The organism is Pseudomonas sp. GM24, from assembly GCF_000282235.1.
Lineage (GTDB): Bacteria > Pseudomonadota > Gammaproteobacteria > Pseudomonadales > Pseudomonadaceae > Aquipseudomonas.
In genome coordinates, this window is sequence record NZ_AKJR01000386.1 from 1 (window position 1) to 715 (window position 715).

1 protein-coding gene is annotated in these 715 nt (G+C 59.0%); it reads left to right on the top strand.

The features are described from left to right. Positions 1-715, top strand: a 715-nt coding sequence (locus PMI23_RS28545; protein ID WP_007950350.1) for a calcium-binding protein, incomplete at both ends; no start/stop codon positions are given.

Sequence of the window (715 nt, forward strand, 5' to 3'; positions counted from 1 at the left end):
GCGTCCATCGATTACACCCTCGGCAACAACGTCGAAAACCTGATCCTGACCGGCACTGGCAACCTCAACGGTACCGGCAACTCGGTCAATAACCGTATCACCGGTAACGATGGCAATAACATCCTTGATGGCCGCACAGGCGCTGACACATTGATTGGCGGCCTCGGCAACGACACCTATATCGTCGATAACGTCGGCGACACCATCGTGGAAACCAGCACCCTGGCCGGCGAGATCGACAGTGTCTGGTCGTCGGTCGACTTCACCTTGAGCGCCAACATAGAAGCCCTCTCGCTTTCCGGTACCGCCAATCTCAACGGCACCGGCAACAGCGGCGTTAACTACATCAATGGTAATTCGGGCAACAACATCCTCGATGGCGGCGCGGGTGCCGACGTCCTGAATGGCGGCTTGGGCAATGACACTTATATCGTCGACAACATCGGCGACACGGTGACTGAAAGCAGCACGCTGGCCAGCGAAATCGACACCGTGCGCGCGTCGGTGGACTGGACCCTGGGCGCCAACCTGGAAAACCTCGTGCTCACCGGCGATGCGATCAACGGCACCGGTAACGCGCTGGACAACACTCTGACCGGTAACGCTGCAGCCAACACCCTCAATGGCGGCGCAGGTGCCGACACCATGATCGGCGGTGATGGCGTCGACACCTACTACGTCGACAACGTCGGCGATGTAGTGATCGAAACCGATG